Raw genomic sequence first — 5059 nt, 5'->3', positions numbered from 1 at the left:
ATACAAATTTAGGCAGGTTCAGCTCCCAAACTCTTGATGTAGATTAAGAATTTCAAAGAATGATAAAAAGTGTTAAAAAAATCAACCAGGTTACCTTCTTCACTATTTTAGCGTCTTAAAATTATGATTAGTCCTCTACCGTTTATGAAATCCGTTGGTTTTTACCTGGTTTTAATCCTTTTTGCAAGTTCCGGATACCTTAACGCTCAGGGAATCAGAGGAATTATCAGTGGCAGTGACGGCACCCGCCTTCCGTATGCTTCGGTATTTGTAAGTCCCCTCAAGACAGGCACCACTGCTAACCAGGAAGGACGATATGAAATGAAATTGCCATCGGGAAGGTACCTGGTAAGGGTACAAAACATTGGATACAAGACTCAGGAAACAGAGGTTGATATTGCCGAAGGGTGGTTGGAAAAGGATTTTGTATTAAGTGCGCAGGGCTATTTATTGCAGGAGGTGCAGGTAGGCAAGGGTCGTAAAGAGGATTTCGCATATACAATTATGCGGAAGACTATCTCCAAAAAGAAATATCATCTTCTTCAGTACAATAGTTATGAAATGAAGGTGTATATAAAAGGCACCGGAGAACTGACGAAGGCTCCTTTTTTCCTGAGGAATAAATTAAAAAAGGAGGGGGTAAACCTGAATGAAGCATATACCACTGAATCTGTAAGTCAGATCAAGTTCAGGCAGCCTAATAAAATTGATGAAAAGGTGATTGCTATCAGAACAAAAGGGACTGATAACAGCGGGGTTTCGCCCTCAATGTTTATCAATCAGAGTTTTTACAGGGATAAGATAGCCGGAGTGATCTCTCCTCTGTCAAATTCGGCATTCAGGTGGTATAAATTTACATACGAAGGGAGTTTCAGCGAAGGCAAATATGAGGTTAATAAAATAAGGGTCACTCCGAGATCCAGGGGGGATAATGTATTTGAAGGGACTATCTATATTATAGAAGATCAATGGGCGATACATAGTCTCGATTTGAAGACGAGTATAATGGGTTTCCCGATTAATGTAAGGCAAAATTACGGAGAGGTTGCACCGGAGGTATGGATGCCTGTAACGCACCGGTATCAGTTTGCCGGTACCGTTTTAGGCTTTAAGGGGCACTATAATTACCTTGCTTCCTGCCGTGATTATAAAGTGGATCTGAATAAAGATCTTGTTATCAAGACAGAAATTGTTGATGAAAAGATTGATGCTGCACCTGAAGAGATTGCAAAGGTTAAGCAAAAGCCAGGTGCTCCTCCGGCGAGCGTTGTACCCCCCAATTCAAAAATGGGAAGGAAACAGTTTTACAAAATGATGGATGACTATGAAAAGAAATCAAAGGATAAGGACAGGGATCTTCTTGTGCTGACCGACAGGACCTTTAAAACTGACAGCAATGCAACTAAGAGGGATTCATCTTACTGGACATCCATCAGGAGTATACCTCTTACAGAAAAAGAAAAAGGAGGCTACAGGAGGGATGACTCGCTAGCAAGAATTGAATCTGCCCGGATTTCCGGTAAGGATAGTCTTAAAGTGATAAAGAAGCGAGGATTCAATCCTGTGGATCTGATAGCAGGAGGTCATTATAATCTATCGCCCCGGACGAGTTTGAATATCAACCCTGCCTTCTCACAGGTATATTTCAATACTTCTGAAGGCTTCAATGTCAATTTGAGCGGCCGTGTAACCCACCAGTTCGACAGTTTAAGGAAGAGGATTGTCTTTACCCCAGCTTTACGGTACGGCTTCTCCGGTAAAGACTTTTATGCGAAGGGAGAGCTGTCTTATATGACAAAAAAGAATGTATTCTCTATTGGCGGCGGGAGATTTGTTGAGCAATTTAATCCCGAAGATCCGATTCACCCACTTATCAATACATTTAGCTCTTTGCTGTTCAGAAGGAATTATATGAAAATATTCGAGAAGAGCTATGCTTCGGTTTCATGGAAATATGTTCCTTCTCCTTTTCTTACTATCAGTACAAGTGCTGAGTGGGCGGAGCGCACCGCACTTAGTAATAAATCGGATTATAGCTTTTTTTACCGGGATGGCCGTGAGTACAGCCCGAATACACCTGAAAATATAGAACTGGCTAATACGGGATTTTCAAAACATGAGGCGTTTATTTTCCAGGCAGGTGTCAGCTACCGGCCTGTAAGAAGATACAGGATCTATAATGAGAAAAAGATAGCGCTGCCTGAGCTATCACCTGAAATTACCTTCAAGTATAAAAAAGGGATCAATGGACTTATGGGAAGTGATATCGACTTTGACCGGGTGGAACTGGGGCTGAATCACGGTATCACAATAGGAGCCCGGGACAGATTGGAATTTGAACTTCTAGGCGGTGCTTTTCTGAACAATGAAAAGATGTATTTTATGGATTACAAACATTTCGACGGAAACAAGACTATCTTAAGCAGTCTGAAGCCGGCGGGATCGTTCAGGCTACTTGACTACTATCTTTACAGTACCTCTGACAAGTATTTCTCTGGTCATACCCACTATGGTTTCCGGAAATTCCTGCTTACACGGCTCCCCGGGGTCAGGTACAGAGGCATTCGGGAAAACGTCTTTTTTAACTATCTGAAGACATCGCACTCCCCTCATTATTATGAGGTAGGGTATTCCCTTGATAATGTTTTCCGGTTTTTCAGATTGGAGGTGGCTTCTTCCTTTACCAATGGCAATTACAAAGAAACGGGGATCAGGGTGGGAATAGCGACAATATTTAAGGTAAACAGGGGGGAATAAGCTATATGACCGGTCTCTTCTTCGAGAATGCCTGTCTGATCAGGCAGCAACCTTAACATACAGCTAGCACGTAGTAATTTTGCAATTAGCGGTTGGTTTTTGACAATCAGCCGCATATTAAAAGTAAGCGCAGGAAGCTAATAGCTAAATTTCCAACGGCTAAAGCTTACTGGGGTAAAAGTGTCCAGGCCTGCGCGCGTTCGGAAAACAAGGCTCTCACCGTTGGCCAGGTTTTTTTAAAGTATTCGGACGAACGGTAATTCTCAAGGTCTTCCTCGGAACGCCAGTAACTCAGAGTGAAATACTGGTCGGGATTCTTACTGTCACACAGCAAATCAAGCTTTTCGCAGCCTTCAAACTGATGGATAATCACTCTTTGTGTTTCGTAAAAGATGTGAAGGAACTCTTCGGCTTTTTCGGGCCTGAAGGTCATTTTAACAACTCGTGTAATCATGAATGAAATTCTACTCTTACAATATCTCCAATATGCAAGCCTAGCAAGCCGCTTGCGTTTCCTTTGTTTATAGCTATCTCGAGGTGATTGCTAATGCCGAACAGGCAAAGTTTCTCCCCTTCGGGGACTTCATTATAATGCCAGCTCAGGTGGGTGATTTTCTCGTTCCGTTTAAAGGTGAGGGTGAATGTCCTGTTCTTTTGCACCTGGCTAAACAGATCCTTTGAAATATTCGTAATTACGTTCTGGAATGAGTCGATATAAATGACGCTTCCTTTGATCAAATCCTTTTCTATTACCGGCTGCAGCATCATTTTTTGCTGTAGTTCATTTACTGGGATGCCTATTTCGGCGGCAGAGCCTCCTGCTGCCAGATGGCATGCAGCTTTTGCAAAGATGTCGGTCAGGGGAAAGTGAAGAAACTTCAGATCCTGCATGATGTTAAGTTCGACGATTTCTTCGGGATCACCTTCAAACATAAGAGAAAATATGCCGTTGTCAGATCCTACAAAATAATGATTCCGGTATTTCACGGCGAGATACCTTGTACTCTCATGATAGACAGAATCAATACCGATGAGATGAACTGTTCCCTTGGGGAAATAGTGAAAGGCGTTTTTTAAAACGAAAGCCGCCTGGGGAATGTTAAATGCAGAAATGTTGTGTGTGATATCAATGATATTCACGCCCGGCATAATGGACAGGATGCTCCCTTTCAGGGCAGCCTGGTAAAAATCTTTGTAACCGAGGTCGGTTGTTAAAGTAATTACAGCCATTAAAATGTGAATATTTATTGTTAATCTTGTGTACGATTGTAACCTGCAAATATTGAATTTTAATTGCAAATAAATCAGGAAACTTAAAAAAAGGATAACTTGAACGAATTAAAGATTGATTTGGAGAGCATTAACCCCGTCATACTCTGGGGTTCCAATAATGAGTATTTTGAACTGATAAAGAAACAATTTCCCAAAATTAAAATCGTAGCGAGGGGGACAGAGGTGAAGGTTCTCGGTGACGAAACGGAATTAACCTCGTTTAAGCAGCGTTTTGGCCAGATCCTTAGTCACGTGGAGCGCTTTCATAGCCTTTCTGCGAACGAACTTGAATCCATACTTGGAGCAAGACTTCAACCCGTATCCGCAGACGATGCTCCTGAAAAGAGCCAAACCGCAGCTGGTGGCGAGCCTATTGTGTTTGGGCCGAACGGAATTGTAGTAAAAGCCCGTACGCCCAACCAGAGACGAATGGTTGAGAGCATTAATCGTAACGATATATTGTTTGCCATCGGCCCTGCCGGTACAGGTAAAACTTATACAGCTGTCGCCCTTGCGGTGAGGGCTCTAAAAAATAAGGAAATCAAAAGAATCATTCTGACCCGTCCCGCTGTTGAGGCAGGTGAAAACCTTGGCTTTCTGCCGGGGGATATGAAAGAAAAGATTGATCCTTATCTGCGCCCATTGTACGATGCACTGGATGATATGATACCTCCGGAAAAGCTTAAGGTGTATCTTGAAAACCGGACTATAGAGATAGCCCCACTTGCTTTTATGCGCGGCAGAACGCTGGATAATTGTTTCGTCATTTTGGATGAAGCTCAAAACGCGACTGATATGCAGCTTAAAATGTTCTTAACTCGAATGGGGCCTTCAGCTAAGTTTATTGTGACAGGAGATGTTACCCAGGTTGACCTTCCTAAAAAGCTGCAATCGGGCTTGTATACTGCATTGAGGATCTTACCTGATATTAAGGGCATCGATATCATTTATCTCAGCGGAGAGGATGTGGTTCGTCATAAGCTTGTAAAACGAATACTGGAGGCTTATGGGGATATACAGAGCAGCGGAT

The 5059-nt window shown here is 42.6% G+C and carries 4 protein-coding genes; 2 read left to right on the top strand and 2 right to left on the bottom strand.

Features of this window, described 5'->3' with window-relative positions:
- The first annotated feature begins 123 nt into the window (after positions 1–123).
- Positions 124–2757 (top strand): DUF5686 and carboxypeptidase regulatory-like domain-containing protein, encoded by a 2634-nt coding sequence (locus DDR33_RS12245; protein WP_238387784.1) that lies wholly within the window; start codon positions 124–126, stop codon positions 2755–2757.
- A 166-nt stretch (positions 2758–2923) separates the two neighbouring features.
- Here the strand turns inward: DDR33_RS12245 and DDR33_RS12240 are convergent, their stop codons facing one another.
- Positions 2924–3211, bottom strand: coding sequence for a putative quinol monooxygenase (locus tag DDR33_RS12240; protein WP_109416081.1), 288 nt, complete (start codon positions 3209–3211; stop codon positions 2924–2926).
- On the bottom strand, positions 3208–3987 hold the full coding sequence (locus tag DDR33_RS12235) for an SAM hydrolase/SAM-dependent halogenase family protein (RefSeq protein WP_109416080.1): 780 nt from the start codon (positions 3985–3987) through the stop codon (positions 3208–3210). Before DDR33_RS12235 ends, DDR33_RS12240 begins: the two co-directional genes overlap by 4 nt.
- A 99-nt stretch (positions 3988–4086) precedes the next feature.
- On the opposite strand from DDR33_RS12235, the gene DDR33_RS12230 reads away from it, so the two are divergent.
- The coding region (locus tag DDR33_RS12230) for a PhoH family protein (RefSeq protein WP_109416079.1) at positions 4087–5059 on the top strand (973 nt) is incomplete at its 3' end.

The organism is Pararcticibacter amylolyticus (assembly GCF_003130405.1).
In the GTDB taxonomy this organism is placed as follows: domain Bacteria; phylum Bacteroidota; class Bacteroidia; order Sphingobacteriales; family Sphingobacteriaceae; genus Arcticibacter; species Arcticibacter amylolyticus.
The sequence above is the reverse complement of the archived record's forward strand: the minus strand, read 5'-3'. Positions and strand labels throughout refer to the sequence as shown.

Coding starts and splice junctions, on each gene's coding strand:
- DDR33_RS12245 (WP_238387784.1), top strand. CDS start 124: ATGATTAGTCCTCTACCGTTTATGAAATCCGTTGGTTTTTACCTGGTT.
- DDR33_RS12240 (WP_109416081.1), bottom strand. CDS start 3,211: ATGATTACACGAGTTGTTAAAATGACCTTCAGGCCCGAAAAAGCCGAA.
- DDR33_RS12235 (WP_109416080.1), bottom strand. CDS start 3,987: ATGGCTGTAATTACTTTAACAACCGACCTCGGTTACAAAGATTTTTAC.